This is a genomic window from Methylobacter sp. (assembly GCF_023227905.1).
In the GTDB taxonomy this organism is placed as follows: Bacteria; Pseudomonadota; Gammaproteobacteria; order Methylococcales; family Methylomonadaceae; genus Methylobacter_A.
On the sequence record NZ_JALOCF010000002.1, the window covers coordinates 1 to 18075 of the forward strand.

Here is an 18075-nt window from a genome sequence, read left to right on the forward strand (position 1 = left end):
ACTGAACTACCACTCCAAAGTCTGGTGGGTGCTGAGGGGTTCGAACCCCCGACCCTCGCCTTGTAAGGGCGATGCTCTCCCAGCTGAGCTAAGCACCCGACTAAAGAAATACTAGTTTACAGCATCTTTTAAAGATTTGCCAGCTTTAAATGAAGGAATTTTTGCAGATTTAATTGTAATCTCAGCCCCAGTCTGTGGATTACGTCCTTTACGCTCCGCTCTTTCTTTTACGGCATAGGTTCCAAATCCAACTAAAGCAACCGAATCACCACCGCTCAATGCTTTTGTAACCGCGCTAATAAAGCCATCCAATGCACGACCGGCGTCCACTTTAGTTAATTCAGCAGATTCTGCTATAGCATCAATAAGTTCCGATTTATTCATTATTCCCCCTTAGGAAATCATTTTTTAAAGTTATATTGTAGAAGACCAGCGTGATAATTCTTGCGTCCCATCGTCAACAACGCAAGAAACACCTGTATTTATAACAACTGCCCTTACGCAGTGTCAAGCAATAACCAGCCTCCAAGCCATGATTTTTGCGGTTTTGCCAACTTTTTCGACAAATCTACAAATTAATTAATGCGCGGTTACACCCGGTTTTATTTTTTTAACCGCCTCGGTTTCATTTTTGCCTTGCTCTTCAGCTTCCATTTTTTCAAAAGGAATAGGCATATATTGCAACGCAACTTCCAACACTTCATCTATCCAGTGGACAGGCTTTATCTCCAGGTTTTGCTTGATATTTTCCGGTATATCAGTCAAATCTTTTTCATTCTCGGCAGGAATTAAAACCGTTGTTATGCCACCTCGATGTGCTGCCAGAAGCTTTTCTTTTAAGCCTCCGATAGGCAATACCTGACCCCGCAAAGTAATTTCTCCCGTCATGGCAACAGAAGCTCGGACAGGTATCTTGGTCAAAGCTGAGATAATAGCAGTACACATGCCTATACCGGCACTTGGACCATCTTTTGGAGTGGCACCTTCCGGCACATGTATATGTATATCATTCTTTTGAAACAGCTCATGATCAATACCGAAAATTTTCGACCGACTTCTAACTACCGTCATCGCAGCTTCAATCGATTCTTTCATCACATCGCCGAGCTTGCCTGTTGCAGAATGCTTTCCTTTTCCGGGAATTACTGCCGTCTCTATGGTTAGCAACTCACCGCCCACTTCTGTCCAAGCCAAACCGGTAACTTGACCAATCTGATCCTCCTCTTCCGCAAGGCCGTAATGGAAACGTTTAACTCCCAGATACTTATCCAAGCTTTCAGAATCAACCACGACTTTGGTTTTCTCCGTCCTCAACAACAAATCCTTGACCACTTTACGACAAATCTTAGAAATTTCCCGCTCAAGACTTCGCACACCTGCTTCTCGAGAGTAATACCGAATCATATCCCTAACGGCTGCTTCCGTGATCTGAATCTCCTCCTCTTTAAGACCATTATTTTTAACTTGCTTGGGAATCAAATACCGGATTGCGATATTGATTTTTTCATCTTCTGTATAGCCGGCGATCCGTATGACCTCCATCCTGTCCAGCAACGCCGCAGGAATATTCATGGTATTGGCCGTCGCTACAAACATCACATCAGACAAGTCAAAATCCACTTCTAAATAATGATCCGAAAAAGTATGATTCTGCTCGGGATCCAATACTTCTAATAAAGCAGACGCCGGATCTCCACGAAAATCAGCAGCCATCTTATCGATTTCATCAAGCAAGAACATCGGATTTCGCGTTTTAACCTTGGACAAATTCTGTAAAATCTTACCTGGCATAGAACCTATGTAAGTTCGACGATGACCACGAATTTCGGCCTCATCACGCACACCACCCAAGGCCATGCGCACATATTTTCGATTAGTTGCCCTCGCAATGGACTCGCCCAAAGAAGTCTTCCCTACACCTGGAGGACCTACCAGGCATAAAATCGGCCCTTTGAGCTGCTGAACCCGCTGCTGAACCGCAAGATATTCAAGGATACGTTCTTTAACCTTCTCTAAACCATAATGCTCAGCCTCTAAAACTTGCTCAGCAATTTTTAAATCATGCCTGACTTTGGTTTTTTTCTTCCAAGGCACATTGACCATCCAGTCAATATAATTGCGCACTACAGTTGCCTCGGCTGACATAGGCGACATCTGCTTAAGCTTATTAAGCTCTGCATCCGCTTTTGCCCTGGCTTCTTTAGTCATGCCTGCGCTTTCAATTTTCTTCGCCAACTCCTCAACTTCATTGGGCACATCATCCATATCGCCCAGTTCTTTTTGAATCGCTTTCATCTGCTCGTTCAGATAGTATTCCCTTTGATTCTTCTCCATTTGCTGCTTAACGCGCACCCGAATTTTTTTCTCCATCTCCAGAAGGTCAACCTCCCCTTCCATTAACGCCATTAAATTCTCAAGACGCTTTTCAACATCTGCCGTTTCAAGAATGGCCTGCTTTTCATTGATTTTTAAAGTCATATGAGCGGCCATGGTATCGGCAAGTCGGCTAGGGTCATCAATGCCGGACAATGAATTTAAGACTTCCGGAGGGATCTTATTATTCAACTTAACATATTGATCAAACGAGCTAATTACTGTGCGCTGTAACACATCCCGCTCCTGCTCGCTTAACTTAAAAATGCTATTAACCTCTGTTACCGCAGCAGAAAAATAACCTTCTGTTTCTTTGTACTGCAATACTTTGCTACGCTGAACCCCTTCAACCAAAACCTTGACTGTTCCATCCGGCAATTTCAGCATCTGCAGAATATTAGCCAGAGTACCAACCCCATAAAGATCAGCAATATCCGGCTCATCAACTTCCGCTTCTTTTTGCGCGACTAACAAAATCTGCTTATTGTCTTTCATCGCAGCATCTAATGCGTCAATTGACCTTTCCCTGCCTACAAACAAGGGAATCACCATATGCGGGTAAACCACCACATCTCTGAGCGGCAATACCGGAACCAGCGCATCTATTTGTTGTAACTCTGTCATTTTGTGCGTTTCCATAAATGGCACCTTCTAACTATTCTTTAAAAGAAGATTATTGGGACGTTAATTAAAATAGCAAGGATGCCGACTCAAAATAGCACCTCCAGCACAAAAAAAAGGGAGCTTTAAAAATAAAAGCTCCCTTTTCCGCTATCCACCAATAAATTTTAAACTTTAAGATTCAGCGGAAGCCTTTTTCTTTTCGGTTTCATACACCAAAATAGGCTCTGCCTCACCTAAAATAACACTGCCATCAACAACAACTTTGCTAATATTATCCGCAGACGGCAACTCATACATGGTATTCAGCAGGACATTTTCAACAATAGTTCTTAGCCCTCTGGCGCCTGTTTTTCTTTCCATGGCTTTATGAGCAATCGCAGTCAGAGAATCTTCCCTGAATTCCAGCTCAGCACCTTCCATCTCAAATAAATGCTTATATTGCTTAACCAGCGCATTTTTAGGCTCGGTCAATATCTGCACCAGAGCTTTTTCATCCAGTTCTTCTAATGTGGCAACAACCGGAAGACGCCCGACAAACTCAGGAATTAGTCCGTATTTAATCAGATCCTCTGCCTCGACTTCAGCAAAAAGTTGACCAATGTTTTTAGATTCGTCTTTAGTCTTTATATCAGCCGAGAAACCTATCCCGCCCTTTTCCGAACGATTTTTGATAACTCGATCCAATCCGGCAAAAGCGCCTCCAACTATAAACAGGATATTAGCCGTATTAACTTGCAAAAATTCCTGCTGAGGATGCTTGCGTCCACCTTGGGGCGGAACGGAAGCAATCGTTCCTTCAATGAGTTTCAATAAAGCCTGCTGAACACCTTCACCTGATACATCCCGGGTGATTGATGGGTTATCAGATTTTCTGGAAATCTTATCGATTTCATCGATATAAACGATACCCGTTTCAGCTTTTTCCACATCATAATCACATTTTTGTAGAATTTTCTGGATAATATTTTCTACATCTTCACCCACATAACCCGCTTCTGTCAGCGTGGTTGCATCAGCGATAGTAAAAGGTACATCCAGTAAACGAGCCAAGGTCTCAGCCAACAAAGTTTTCCCTGACCCTGTAGGTCCTATCAACAATATATTGCTTTTGGCTAATTCAACAGTCTCTTTTTTAGATTTGCTACGCAGGCGTTTATAGTGATTATAAACAGCCACTGCCAAAATCTTTTTCGCATTTTCCTGTCCGATAACATAGTTATCAAGCTCTTCTTTTATCTCTTTCGGCTTGGGTAATTCACCGCCGCCAAAAGAAGAAAAATCATCCTGTAATTCATCTTTTATAATGTCATTACAAAGATCTACGCATTCATCACAGACATAAACTGACGGCCCGGCAATAAGCTTTCTGACCTCATGCTGGCTCTTACCACAAAAAGAACAATAAAGCAGTTTATCGTCATCTTTGCCGTTTTTGTCATTACTCATAAATTGGACTCCCACAAACATCCAGAGATGATGTTTTTACTTTCGATTGAGCAAAGAATATATCGAAATACAAAAAAATACCAACCGTTATTTATTAACAACGGCTGTTCGGCTCGACAACACTTGATCAATTAGACCATAACTAACGGCATCGTTTGCACTTAAGAAATTATCTCTGTCTGTATCTTGCTGAACCTTTTCTATCGGCTGACCGGTATGATCCGAAAGAATTTTATTCAGTTTTTCCCTGATTGACAGAATTTCTCTGGCATGAATATCAATGTCAGAAGCTTGCCCTTGAAAACCGCCTAATGGCTGATGAATCATCATTCTTGAGTGCGGCAAACAATAACGCTTACCTTTAGCTCCGCCAGTCAGCAGCAAAGCTCCCATACTGGCAGCTTGACCAATACACATGGTACTGACATCAGGCTTAATAAACTGCATTGTGTCGTAGATTGACATACCTGCCGTTACTGATCCGCCGGGCGAATTAATATACAAGTGAATATCCTTGTCAGGATTTTCCGATTCTAAAAAAAGCAACTGAGCAACAACCAGATTAGCCATGTAATCTTCTACTTGGCCGACCAGAAAAATTACCCTTTCCTTTAATAATCTTGAGTAAATATCGAATGAACGCTCGCCTCGAGCCGTTTGCTCAATAACGATAGGGACTAAACCACCTGCTGCTTCCGGGGCCGTCATTTGATTTCTAATATACTGGTTATACATTCAAACCCCTTATTGTTGCTTGCCCATCACATCGTTAAAATTTACTTTTTCCTCAGACACTTTCGCTCTTGCAACCAGCCATTCGATAGTCTGATCCTCCAAAACCATCTGTTGCACATCATTCAAGCGGCTTTCATCTGAATAATACCAATTAACCACATCTTCAGGACGCTCATAGCTTTTCGCCATGTCTTCAATAGTAGAGCGTACTTTATTATCGTCTATTTTAATCTCATTTTTATGAATGATTTCACCCAAAATCAAACCTAGAGCTACTCGGCGCTTAGCCTGTTCTTCAAAGGCATCTCTTGGCAGTTTCAGATCTTCCAGCTTCATTTTCTGTCTTTTAGCCGTTTCAATGTACGGCTTCATCATATTTTCGATTTCTTGGTCAACCAGTGTATTTGGAACGGTAATTTGGATTTTTTCATACAAGGCATCCATTACTGCGTTTTTCAACTTGCCGCGCAATGCTTGATCAAGCTCTCTTTCCATATTATTTTTAATATCTGCACGGAAAGAATCCACGGATCCATCTTCAACACCATAGGCTTTAATAAAAGCCTCATCAATTTCAGGCAGCACAGGCTCTTCAACAGTAACGGCTTCAACTTCAAATACAGCGGTTTTACCAGCCAGCTTTTCATTGCCATACTCTTCCGGAAAAGACACGTCGAAGGTTTTACTATCACCCGCCTTCAGGCTAATCAGATTTTCTTCAAAGCCTGGAATCATTTGTTTTGCGCCAATTTCAACCGGGTAGTTTTCTACTTTTCCATCCGTAAAATTCTCATCTTCGGAAGTCCCTGAAAAACTAATCATCACGCGATCATGTTCCTTGGATTCACGCTCAACAACATTCCAAGTTTTCTTTTGTGCTCTTAATTTTTCGATCATTCCATCAACATCAGCATCTTGAACACTAGCAACAGGACGCGATACTTCAATATGCTCAACACCTTCCAACGATATTTCAGGATAAACCTCAAACTCAGCGGTATATTTAAAACCGTCAGCTTCATCTGTCGGGTGAATATGCGGATGGCCGGCAGGCCTTAAGTTCTGATCTTGTAACGCTTCGAAATAAGTAGACTGAATCAGATCTCCGGCAATTTCGCCGCGCACTCTGTCGCCATACATTTTTTCAACTACATGCTGAGGCACTTTGCCTGGACGAAAACCATCGATTTTTACTGAGCGCGCTAACGACTTTAAACGTGCTGCCATTTTTTCCTGAACAACCTCTTCAGGCACGCTAACAGTCATTTTTCTGCTTAATTCTGATGTCTTTTCGACAGAAACTTGCATTTCTTTACCTCAACTAAATTTAAATAAGAATTTGATAGATTACCGGTAAACGGCTCAAAGAACTGAAGAGTTAATGATGGGGCACTAACTCTTAATTATGAATTGGGTGGTGCGAATGGAGAGACTCGAACTCTCACAGGGTAACCTACTGGAACCTAAATCCAGCGCGTCTACCAATTTCGCCACATTCGCACTTTAAATGAACTTGCAATTATATCCATAACTATACAATTATAACAAGCTGTAAATTTAAAAATGGAAGTATACAGTTGCCCATTACTTAATAATGCCATGTTATTCGCACTTGTATCTTAAAACCATAATCCGATCTTTACATATCGATTTATCAATGTAGTATTAACTCGACGCCAATTTAATGCATAAGGGGGCACGAAATGAACATCACGCCAACTGCCAGCGCAGTTAATCTAATCAATACCGCTCAACATAAATCAGCGGATGCCGCCCATGTGATAGCTAGATTACCTATGCAAAAAGATGAAGTCGGCAGTTCAGAGTTCAAATCCAGCGACATTATCAAACCAGTGATCAGCCTAAAAGAAGCTGAACTTGAAACTTCTGCTGCCGTTAAATTACTTGAAGCGGATAAAGAAACGATTGGTTCTCTATTGGATATCATGGGCTAACGCACCACTCACCCGCACACTAATACCTCATAACCCAAGAGCCTGATTTCATCAGCAAATGCATTCAACACCTCCACCGGCAATCTTTCCAATCGGACTGATTCCGGCTGAAGAGAAGGTCTTGCAATCGTATACAGCATTACCCCCGTCAACATACAGCCCTTCGTTTTAATACTTCTCAGCAAGTCAAGAAATGCATTTTTTTCTTTCCGAGACAAACCTTGTTTATCGTAATCCAATAAACAGGTTTGTAGTTTTGTCGGACAAAGCTTTGCACAAAACAACAGGTTCTCTACACTCGCCTGATAACTTTGCCCGGCATTATTCATTAAAGCCCTACCCTCTTCCGTAGCACTATCAAACTTAAACCATGCCTCTCCACCATATTCTTTTAATTTCTTCAGGCCACTCTGAACGCTAGGTCGATGCACTAAACTGCCGTTAGTGATCAACACAAAATTACTCTGCGGCAGCACCCCGGCTTCTGTCGCTACCCGACCAATCAGAGTTACCGCCTTATCGAAGTCTTTTACGCTGGTCGGCTCTCCATTGCCGGAAATAGCGATATCCTTAATGACCCGCTTGTCTTCATCCACCTGAAAGCGCTGGTAAAAATCACCATTCAACACATCATCAAGAAAAAATCTCAGCTCATCTTCCAATAACTGAAAATCCAAGTCCGGCGCGGCACCGATCTTTAAATCAGGGACTTGGCAGTAAATGCAACGCCAGTTACAGGCATTATTGGTATTAAAATTGATGCCGACAGACAAGCCGCCTGCTCGCCTGGAAAGCACAGGGTATACGTATTTTAGCCCAGCAATATCGCGACTATGATTAGTTGTTGTTAACGTTGTTACCATGACAATACTTGAATGTATCTCCCTTAATAAACAGGCTAATAGATATTAGCGAACTAACAAAAAAGCCCCAGTTTTTATGCTGAGGCTTCCGTTTATCCTTAACCTAAATTACAGAATCAGCTTATTTTAACCAAAATCTCGCCACGCCCCATCTCCGACATATCGCCGGCATAGCGCTGCACCCGGCTGAAAGCCGCCGAATTATTGGCAAAAGCGGAATTTAGCTTTTTAAACGATGCAAATAATATCGGTAAAAACGCCAAAGTATGCGCCCCGCAGTCATTAAATCTTGCCGATGCCTGCGGCTGGTTCCATAACAACAACGTCCCCCGACGCATCGCAAAACCCAAATGCTTGCCGGTCTGCCCCATAACTGCAATGGTGCCTGCCGTCATTCTTGAACCGCAATAATCACCGGCATTGCCTTCAATCAGGATATTGCCTCGGCGCATATGGTCGCCGGCACGCTCGCCGACATTGCCTTTAACCAGAATGGTTCCGCCCTTCATGCCCATTTTGTTGCCGGGCAAGGCGGCTCCCAAAAAGTCTCCGGCATTACCGTTAATGCTCAGATTACCTTTTTTCATTTCACAGGCCGCATAAATACCGACATCGCCCGACACTTCAATCTCGCCGGATTTCATGCCCAAGCCTAGATAAGCCCCTGCATCACCTTCAACCGTTATGCGTCCGCCATCCAGTTCTTTACCGATAAAATCGAGCTTATCAAAGCCGCTCTTTATCACGATGTTTTGTGCGTCGGAGCCGGTAATATCGAATAATTCATCCACGCGGATCTTACGCTTGCCGTTCTGCAAAGTAAGGGCAGCAATTTCAGCAGACTGCATTTCAGCCAGCTTTTGGCAAACCAACGGCGACATATCCACGCGCTGATCCGGCTTCCGTTTCAACGTAAAGGTTAAAGCGCTCATGCCATAATCTCCTGTAAATGAAAGTGGAATGGCCCCAGCTTACCGCCGTAATTACCCGCACTAATGCGTTTAATGCCATTCGCCGCACCTAAATCGCAAACCGCCTGAATACCAACGCGCATGGCTTTATCAATATCCTCTTTGGTTAAACCGTCAATTACGATTTCCATGACCGACTCAATTTCCAGCGACAAATCAGTTTTGGTCATACCCTTTAAGGTCGGGCAGAAAGCATCATTGGTTGATGCCCCCAAAGCCGCATATTTTGAACCGACTTTGGAACCGGAACGTACTACGCCGCCAGGGAAAGGCATGATCACATTGGGGACCTTGCGCATTTCTTCAATTGCCGCCTCGCAGGCCGCCAAGGCTTGCGGTTGTGACTCGGCCAACACCAGAAAGTTGCCGCCGCCGACGGCATCGACCTGCCCGGTAGTCGCTTCGGTTAAAAACTCGCCATCCATAACCGGAATACGCCAGTAACGCTTGCCGTCAATCAGCTTAGCCACCTGGAAACCGTCGCCGAAATAACGCAGATTTTTACCTAGCGCTATACGTGTACCGCCATCAATGCCTGCAAACAAGGCTGAGGTCGGCGATGTCAATACGCATTGCCCCGCCCTGGTTTCAAGCTGCTTCGCCAAGCCTTTGCCGCCCATCGCAAAAATCATGATCGAAACGCCGGGACGACCGTCCGGAGTTTCGGATGGATCAAGAACCCGCTCAATTCCAGCCTCACAACCACAGGCAATTACCGAAGTAGCAAAACCGGTCATAGCTTGCGCTGAAATCATCGCCCATTTTTCGTTTTGTGCGGTGATGATGGCGCGAGTAGCTTTCATCGGAAAAGCCTCGGCAAAGGTTGCGTCTATAGCTACGCCATTAATGATCATGCCACATCTCCTTTAAGCGGATGCACCGTCAAGCTGCCGCGTCCATCCTCTGTTATTTCATCATCGCTGATTTTAAAGTTACCGAGCTTCATGGTCAGGAACCGATCAAAATATTTCTGCAAATCCTTTTCTACCGACAAATCATAATCCGGCTTAACCACATGGGTCGTGCCCCACTTGGTGTGAACAACCTTTCCGTCAACAACTACCAACTCACCGTCTTTAAACACATAATCCGGTTTTTCAAACATAAGTTGCCGGTCGGCATTATCGGTATAAACGGTAATATCCGCCCAATTACCGGCACTCAAACCGCCGCGATCTTGCAACCCGATTAATCTGGCAGCGCCGGCGCGGGTCATAATCGCAATTTCCTGCAAACTGTATTCGCGGTCAATCGACGCCAACGTCGTCATTTTTTGCGCTTCAGGATGAATCGTAGCCAACACATCGTTACGGAAACTTCTGTCCATCAACAAACGGATCAAATGCGGATAGCTGGTAAACGGCGCCCCGTTGGGGTGATCCGTAGTCAGGAAAATGCGCCAAGGATCATCAACCAACAAGAAGGTTTCCAGACCGATCGCCCACTGCAATGCATTGACGAAGTTCTGGTCCTTGTATTTGAACGGTACAACACCGCAGCCCGCATCGCACTCAATATCCATAGTCACCCATTTATTCGGGCTGGCATGCTTATGATTGGCATGTTGACGCATATTATCGCCGGACGCGGTGACGGTTTGCCCAAACAGAATCTGTCCAACATCGATCGTGATGTTTTTGTTTTTGTTGACGGCTTCAGCAATCTGCGCCGCACCGGACGAAAACTTGAAATCCCCTTCCGTGCCGTAACTATGGAACTGAATATGCGTCAAATGCATCGGCAAGCCGCCGATGCCCTGAATGGTATCCAGCGTGGTATTCATGTTGCCGGGCACACCCAGATTACACCCATGCACGTGCAAAGGATGAGTAATACCCAGCTCTTTAACCGCTGTCGCCAATACGCGCAGAATATCGCGTGGGGTCACGCCGTAATGACTGTTCTGCTCATCCAGGTCCAGTTTGCGCTGGTTAAACTTGAATGCACTGATACCGCCGGGATTAACGACTTTAACGCCAATCGCTTTAGCGGCCTGCATGGTAAAAGCGACATAATCATTAATCGCTTTTTGATCTTTTTTGGCCGTCAACAGGCGCAGCAAATAATCATCGCTGCCCATCAACACATAACCGCCCTTATCCAGAATCGGAATATCGGCCATTTCCATATGCGCCTGACGCGCATTGATCGGCAACACCGCAGGCTCGAAACCGGCGGTGTAACCCATTTCCGCATAGCGATAACCTGTCACAAAAGTGCTGGGCATCGCATGACCGCAGCCGGAACGGGTAATATCGGTACGTGCGACAGGGTCGGCGCGATGATCTTCCGGCAATAAGGTTCTGGCGATATTGCCTTTGCCGCCGCCAATATGCGTATGCATATCGATTGCGCCGGACATGACTACCTTGCCGTTTAAATCGTATTCCTTATCGACTTTAAAATCGCCAATCGGCTTATTGACGATGCGTCCGTCCTGAATATAAATATCCTGTTTCCCGCCACCAATCCGCTGGCAGGATCGTAAACTGCGCCGCCTGTTAATCTAATCAACATACTATTTTCCTACAAAGCTTGTTCAATGGCGTTAAGCACGTCAGACGTACTGGGCAAGCCGGAATCGCGCAACTTCTTCAATCGAATTGCAACCACGTTATCCATACGATAAGCATGACCGGCATGGTCAATGCCCGGTGTACCGACAGGAATAAACACATCGGGCTCTTTAGCAAAGGTCATTCCGGAACGGCCCACCACAATGGTAGGCAAATCTGTTGCAGGCGGCACTGCCTTAGCATTAAATGCCTGCACCCAAACCAACGCGTCAGCTTCGCCGTTGTTTAACAGGTAATTGGCATCATTCAAATAAGGATCGTATTCCGGGAAGCCGCTGGAAAAACGGGTACGCGCCGGATAACCGGTTGTCCAACCGCAAACCTGGTTAGCCGTCTGGTCGCCTTCTTTTCCGCCCAGAGGCAGACCGGAACTACGGGTATTTTTATCGTTGATGTCTTTAATCATTTCGGAAAGCGTTTGCACCGTCAGCTCGGCCTGGCTATAAGCCAACGCGCCAGCCGCCCAGGTTACAACGCTATAGCTTGCCGCCTTTAACTTGTCGGCAATGCCCTGTAAATCAGCTACAGCAATACCGCCGACCGAATCGACGCGGATCGGATTACCTTTAACCAGCGCTCTTAATACGGCAACCACATCAGGCAATTCTTCGTTTGCGCATTCAAAAACCTGCGCTTTTTGGCCGCTGGGTGAGGTAGAAGCGTTACCGGAAGGCGCTTTGCCCAAATAAATAACCTCACGTTTGCCGGTGTCGTCCAGGAACATGGACTCTTCATTCCATAGATAACGCTCGAAAAAGCGCGGTGAGAAACTTTCAAGATCGATGCCGACCACAAGTAACAAATCACAACGATTTTTTACTTCAGCCAGCGTCGTATTCATCCAGCCGGAATCTTGCAAGGCCAAGAAATTATTCCGTGCGCCGGTAAAATTCATATTGTCGACAACAGCACCGCTACGATCAGCCAAAGCCAACAATGCCCGCATCCCGTTAACGTCGGTTGCGCAGCCGCCGATAACCGGCTGATTAGTATTGTTTAACAGCGCCGCCGCCTTTGCCACCGCCACATCCAAACTGACTTCCTTGCCCTCAACTCTTGGGCTGGTATCGGTAACAGCCTGTTCAAAAGCGGGCGTATTAACCGCACAGCCGTTTTTAATCACCTTAAGCGATACACCGTCGACCTGAATGGTCAGGTCATCCGTGCCGATGCCGCAAAAAGGGCTAGGTACTTCAGTTATCTCAGCCATGGAGCTGTCCTATTGTTAGTCACTAAATGAGCGTTATTGTGACAGATGCCCTGTATTCATACAACTGTAGGTCCAGCCCAACCAAGCCTTTATTTGTACATTTAAAAGGGTTTCACTTGCTTGGTTATAAGGCATAGACGCCCATATTATTGATACCGGCTCAACCGATGCGCCCAGATATAATCCGCCGACTGATAGTAAGCCATATCTTCCGTTACCAATGAGGCGACCGCATTCATGTCGAGCGGCTTATGCGCACCTAAAGGATCATCAACCACATCGACTTTTTGTTGGGGCGACAGATACACCAGTTTATTGTCTTTAAACAAACCCAGTTTCTGGTAGTTGCTAATTAATGCCCGGCCCTGCTCTTTGGTCATCTGCATAATATCCTGACCGTAAAACTGGCTTTCATAACTGGCGTTTAAAAGCCCAAGCACGGTCGGGGCGACATCAATCTGACTGGACAGGATATCGTTTCTTTTTGCCGGCACATGCTTTGGCGAGTAGATAAACAACGGGATATGGTATTTATCGACTGGCAGCTCGATTTTGCGCGCGCTACCGGCGCAGTGGTCAGCCACCATAACAAACACGGTATCATCGAACCACGGCTTGGTTTTGGCCTGCTCGATAAATTGATGTATCGCAAAATCGGTATATTTCACCGCCCCTTGCCGACCGCTGCCTGACGGTAGATCAATCTTGCCTTCAGGATAAGTATAAGGACGATGATTGCTGGTAGTCATGATCTGGAAGAAGAACGGCTTGTTGGCTTGAAAATCCTGGTCAGCTTCTTTCAGGGTGCGGTTAAAAATGATGTCGTCCGAAACGCCCCAGGCATTGGTAAAGGTTAATTCCTCCTGGGTGAAATCGGTTTGATCAACAATGCGGTAACCGTTACCGGAATAAAAGGCGTTCATATTGTCGAAGTAGCCCCGACCACCGTACAAAAACGCAGTATCGTAGCCTTTTTGCTGCAACACTCTGCCAAAGCTGAATAAATTGCCGTTATCAGGCCGCTTCACGATGGCTTGGCCGGGCGTAGGTGGAATGGACAAGGTTAACGATTCAAGTCCCCTAATGGTTCGGGTGCCGGTCGCGTAAAAATTGGTAAACAATAACCCCTCTTTAAACCATTCATCCATGTATGGCGTGATGTTCTCTTTATTGCCGAAGGTTGCCAGGAAATCGGCGCTTAAGCTCTCGACGGTAATTAACACAATATTCAGGCGTTTTTCTTCGCCCACCGGTTTAACTATGCGTTTGATGTTGTATAAATTCCCGGCTGCATCCTCCGCACCCAGCTGTTTTTTGATGGCATTCGATAAATGCTGATCATCGCCAACCTTGTAAAAATGCCGGTAATCCAGTTCATTGTTTCTAAATGCCGAAAAAAATTGATAAGGCCCGTTGGCGGCCAATTCATTAAGATAGGTATTGGCTGAGAACTGGTACCATGCCGACCCTACGGTGGCGTAGCTAATGACCGGCAGCAGCAGCAAGGCTCCGGTAATTTTCAGCCGGGACGGGAACGATTCACTGGCAGTAAATGTGCGCGCCAGCGTTTTCCTGACCAGTAAGAAGCAAAGCACGGTAATAATTAAAATACCCGATAATAGCCAGCCCAAAGGATAGGATTCAATAATATTGCTGACTACCTCATGGGTATAAATCAGATAATCAACGGCAATAAAATTAAACCGGACGCCAAATTCATCCCAAAAAGTCCATTCCGATAACTCGATAAAAAACAGCCCGTATAGACAGGTAATAAATACCCCAAAGCTGATGATCTTATGAATCTTACTTTGGTAAATCCGGTTGGGCAGCACCAGGAGATACAGAACGAACGGGATTAATAAATAACTGAAAAAAGCCAGATCGTTGACCATCCCTATCAGGAAAGCCAGCACTATCTGGTAAACGGGCGAATCGATATCGGCCAGTTGCTTGATCAGCAAGACCACCCGCAGCAAGGCAAAAGCACCTAAATTAACCAACAAAAACAGCAACACAATAGTGAACCGTGACTTTGAAAACAATGCGTTTATGCCCATTTAAGCCGCTTCCTGAAAAATAAAATAAATAACAGTAATGATGAAAACCAGCATACCGCCAGCGCAAATACATCATGACTAAAAAAATGCGCCCCGCGCGCTTGCTGAGCTGCGCCGAAAACAAAACCTAACGCCAAACCGAAATACAGGCCGTACAACTTATATTCGGGCTTAACGGCCATCAGGAAAAAATACAGGCTGATGAAGGTAAAGCCTGATCCCGCATGAGCTGCCGGAAAGCAATGGCCTATTGGCAAATTATTGGGAATGTCATCGAATAACCGCACATAGGGTTTATCGCCGCCAAACAAGGCTAAATCCCACGGGCAATAAATATGAGTGCTGTTTTTCAACAGCGCGATGATAATCGGTCCGCTGATGCTCGCGACCAGTAAAAAAACCAGCTCACGCCGATAGCGGTGAAAAGCAGAGCTTGTTCTGAGCGACACTAATAGACAGAGCAACATACCGATTGCACTTATATAAATAATATATTGTCCGCCAGTATGCAGAATAGTTTCAGCCAGCAGGCTTTCCTTATAAATCCACTGATGAAGTTCTGCATCGTAAAAATGCCGGCTGATCCATAGGTCCAGCGGGGTAAATTCCAGGCCTGAGAAAAAGATTAAGAGCATCAGAGGGATTGCAAAATGGGATTTGATAAATTGATCAAACTCCAGCTGGATTTGAGTCGGCAAACGGTTTCCTTAGTTGATGGGATTTATCAAGCCGTATAAGTTATACAGGATAGGTAAAAGCCTACCCGCCATATTGTTTTTATATTCTAACATCACCGCTGATTAATTGCTCAGGGCTAAAATCATCCACGCTAATGGCCGCAAATCGGGCCTTTTCGGCGGCTGCTATTAGTTCGGCTTCTTTATTGCTAATAACGGCCTTGCTTATCGCCTCATCCAGTACATCAAGGATCGTGCCTTTGGGCAGCTGTTTTTGCTTTTGCGCGGCATGGATCTTGGCTTCCACAGGCATCGCGGCAAGCACGGCCTGGAAGGCGACTTCAATTCTGCCGGTAGCGTCATCGGGACTATGATTAATGTAAATACCGTGGGTTAAGCGGTCCCGGGCCGGAGAATCTTTCAGCAACAGCGCCGCAGTCTGGTGGATCAAATAGTCGGCGGGTGGCGCATAGGGCTTACCGCTGGGGAAAAGGAAAAACCTGAGCAAAGAAGCCAAGGTGCGTCTAGGCAAGGCCAGGAAAGTAGCCCTTAATAGGACAGCCGGGGTATGCGCAGGCAATGCCTGAAAAATATCCAGCAAAGATTGATGGGCGCGGTGCAGGGTTTGCTGGCAAGCCCAATGCAACAACGGCAAGTCGTCTTTGGGACTCCCCTGATCCTGATAATGTTTCAGCACACAGGAGCACAGATAAAGATTACTCAGGGCATCGGCAAAGCGCCCGGAAATACGTTCCTTGCGCTTAAGCGAGCCGCCCAGCGTCAGCAACGCAAAATCTGTGACTAGCGCAAAGCCGGCGCTAAGTCTGGCAATCTGCCGGAAATATCGCCGGGTATCGTGATCGCCCGGCACATTGACAAAACGTGCGCCGGTTAATCCCAGCCAAAAACCGGCCGCCAGATTGTGCAGCATTGAACCGATATGCTCAAACAGGATCTCATCAAACTGCTGCAACGCCAATTCGGGATCTTCGTGGCCCAAGGCCTCCATTTCCCGCTGGATGTAAGGATGGCAACGCACTGCACCCTGGCCGAAAATCATCATGGTGCGGGTCAGGATATTGGCGCCTTCGACGGTAATGCTGACCGGAATCACTTGGTAAATCCGGCCAAGATAGTTTTTAGGCCCCAGACAAATGCCCGAGCCCCCTTGTATGTCCATCGCATCGTTAATGACCCGGCGCATTCTTTCGGTAAGCTCGTATTTGATAATGGCGGAAATGACCGACGGTTTCTGCCCGTCGTCCAACGCGGCGGCAGTCACTTTACGCGCCGCATCGATAATATAGGTTTCTCCGGCGATGCGCGCCAGCGGCTCTTCAATGCCTTCAAACTCGCCGATCGGCAGATTGAACTGCTTGCGGATACGGGCATAAGCGCCGGTATTGCGGCTGGCCATTTTCGACGCGCCGGTGCTGAGCGCCGGCAAAGATACCGCCCTGCCGGTAGCGAGACACTGCATCAGCATTTTCCAGCCGTTGCCGACCTGCTCGAGGCCGCCGATAATCCAGTCCATCGGAATAAACACGTCTTTGCCCCAGTTCGGGCCGTTCTGGAACGCGGAATTCAGCGGGAAGTGACGATTACCGATGGAAACACCAGGCGTATTAGTGGGAATCAAGGCGACGGTAATGCCGACGTTTTCCTTGTCGCCGATCAGGTGTTCCGGGTCATAAAGCTTGAATGCCAGGCCCAGCACCGTGGCGACCGGGCCTAAGGTAATGTAGCGTTTTTCCCAATTGAGCCGTATGCCCAGCACCTCGTCCTTGCCTTCGAATGGGCCGTAACAGACCACGCCGGTATCGGGCATCGCTCCGGCATCGCTGCCGGCATGTGGGCCGGTTAAGGCAAACGCGGGAATTTCCTCGCCTGTTGCCAGACGCGGCAGGTAATGGTTTTTCTGTTGTTCGGTGCCGTATGCCAGCAGTAATTTGGCCGGACCCAAGGAGTTGGGCACCATCACCGTAACGGCGGCGGTGCTGCTGCGGCTGGAAATTTTCATCACCACTTCGGAATGCGCGTACTCGCCGAACTCCAAGCCGCCGTAGTGCTTGGGTATGATCATGCCGCAGAATTTATTGCGCTTGATATAGTCCCAGACTTCATCCGGCAGGTCAAAGCGGTTATGGGTAATGTCCCAATCATCCAGCATGCTGCATAATGTTTCTACCGGGCCGTCAATAAATGCCTGCTCCTCAGCGCTCAGTTTCGGAGCAGGTAAATCCAATAATACTTTCCAATCGGGATGACCGGAGAACAGTTCGGCATCCCACCAGGTATTGCCCGCTTCCAATGCGTCGCGTTCGGTTTGCGACATTTGCGGCAGCGCCCGTTTCATGATCCTGAAAACCATGCTACTGAAGTGTTGTTGGCGGATCGCCGGAATATTGAGCGTGACAAAAACGACGCTGAAAATAAGCCAGAGCAGGAATACAAAACCGCTAGGCCCCTGCACCAGCGAATAAAGCCCTAACCACCCGAACAGAACCAGCGTAGACCGGCGCAGAGATGCCCTGACATAAGCCAGAACGCCGATAGCAATGAGTAATACGATTAACCAGCTCATG

Annotated in this window: 13 protein-coding genes, 2 tRNA genes and 1 pseudogene; 1 reads left to right on the forward strand and 15 read right to left on the reverse strand. The window is 46.5% G+C overall.

Annotation, left to right across the window (positions count from 1 at the left end; translation table 11 throughout):
* Positions 1-22 precede the first annotated feature (22 nt).
* From M0R47_RS00810 to M0R47_RS00840, 7 genes are all read right to left on the reverse strand, one after another.
* Positions 23-98 (reverse strand) — tRNA-Val (locus tag M0R47_RS00810).
* 13 nt (positions 99-111) lie between these two features.
* Positions 112-384 carry an HU family DNA-binding protein gene (locus M0R47_RS00815; RefSeq protein WP_292549029.1) on the reverse strand — a complete coding sequence of 91 codons (273 nt, stop codon included), beginning with the start codon at positions 382-384 and terminating at the stop codon, positions 112-114.
* Positions 385-579: 195 nt separating this feature from the next.
* Complete coding sequence (lon, locus tag M0R47_RS00820; protein ID WP_292549031.1) at positions 580-3012, reverse strand: endopeptidase La; 2433 nt, start codon at positions 3010-3012, stop codon at positions 580-582.
* Between the two features lie 156 nt (positions 3013-3168).
* Positions 3169-4443 carry an ATP-dependent Clp protease ATP-binding subunit ClpX gene (gene clpX, locus M0R47_RS00825; RefSeq protein WP_292549033.1) on the reverse strand — a complete coding sequence of 425 codons (1275 nt, stop codon included), beginning with the start codon at positions 4441-4443 and terminating at the stop codon, positions 3169-3171.
* Positions 4444-4530: 87 nt separating this feature from the next.
* Entirely contained in the window at positions 4531-5178 is a 648-nt protein-coding gene (gene clpP, locus M0R47_RS00830) for an ATP-dependent Clp endopeptidase proteolytic subunit ClpP (RefSeq protein WP_292549035.1), read from the reverse strand.
* A gap of 9 nt (positions 5179-5187) precedes the next feature.
* The gene (tig, locus tag M0R47_RS00835) at positions 5188-6486 is read right to left on the reverse strand and encodes a trigger factor (RefSeq protein ID WP_292549037.1); all 1299 of its coding nucleotides are present in this window, start codon (positions 6484-6486) and stop codon (positions 5188-5190) included.
* A 107-nt stretch (positions 6487-6593) separates the two neighbouring features.
* A tRNA-Leu gene (locus M0R47_RS00840) sits at positions 6594-6678 on the reverse strand.
* 203 nt (positions 6679-6881) lie between these two features.
* On the opposite strand from M0R47_RS00840, the gene M0R47_RS00845 reads away from it, so the two are divergent.
* Positions 6882-7133, forward strand: a complete 252-nt coding sequence (locus tag M0R47_RS00845) for a hypothetical protein (RefSeq protein WP_292549040.1) — start codon at positions 6882-6884, stop codon at positions 7131-7133.
* A gap of 8 nt (positions 7134-7141) precedes the next feature.
* Here M0R47_RS00845 and M0R47_RS00850 read toward each other — a convergent pair whose 3' ends face one another.
* From M0R47_RS00850 to M0R47_RS00885, 8 genes and pseudogenes are all read right to left on the reverse strand, one after another.
* Positions 7142-7930 carry a radical SAM protein gene (locus M0R47_RS00850; protein WP_366513156.1) on the reverse strand — a complete coding sequence of 263 codons (789 nt, stop codon included), beginning with the start codon at positions 7928-7930 and terminating at the stop codon, positions 7142-7144.
* 182 nt (positions 7931-8112) lie between these two features.
* Entirely contained in the window at positions 8113-8928 is an 816-nt protein-coding gene (locus M0R47_RS00855) for a formylmethanofuran dehydrogenase subunit C (RefSeq protein ID WP_292549044.1), read from the reverse strand.
* The gene (gene fhcD / locus M0R47_RS00860; RefSeq protein WP_292549046.1) at positions 8925-9821 is read right to left on the reverse strand and encodes a formylmethanofuran--tetrahydromethanopterin N-formyltransferase; all 897 of its coding nucleotides are present in this window, start codon (positions 9819-9821) and stop codon (positions 8925-8927) included. Before fhcD ends, M0R47_RS00855 begins: the two co-directional genes overlap by 4 nt.
* Positions 9818-11484: pseudogene (locus tag M0R47_RS00865) on the reverse strand (formylmethanofuran dehydrogenase subunit A). The gene fhcD and the pseudogene M0R47_RS00865 overlap by 4 nt, the downstream one beginning before the upstream one ends.
* A gap of 9 nt (positions 11485-11493) precedes the next feature.
* Entirely contained in the window at positions 11494-12753 is a 1260-nt protein-coding gene (locus M0R47_RS00870; protein WP_292549048.1) for a formylmethanofuran dehydrogenase subunit B, read from the reverse strand.
* A gap of 146 nt (positions 12754-12899) precedes the next feature.
* The gene (locus tag M0R47_RS00875; RefSeq protein ID WP_292549050.1) at positions 12900-14813 is read right to left on the reverse strand and encodes an LTA synthase family protein; all 1914 of its coding nucleotides are present in this window, start codon (positions 14811-14813) and stop codon (positions 12900-12902) included.
* Complete coding sequence (locus M0R47_RS00880; RefSeq protein WP_292549052.1) at positions 14804-15511, reverse strand: phosphatase PAP2 family protein; 708 nt, start codon at positions 15509-15511, stop codon at positions 14804-14806. Before M0R47_RS00880 ends, M0R47_RS00875 begins: the two co-directional genes overlap by 10 nt.
* A gap of 79 nt (positions 15512-15590) precedes the next feature.
* The gene (locus M0R47_RS00885) at positions 15591-18074 is read right to left on the reverse strand and encodes an acyl-CoA dehydrogenase (RefSeq protein ID WP_292549054.1); all 2484 of its coding nucleotides are present in this window, start codon (positions 18072-18074) and stop codon (positions 15591-15593) included.
* Position 18075: the final 1 nt, after the last annotated feature.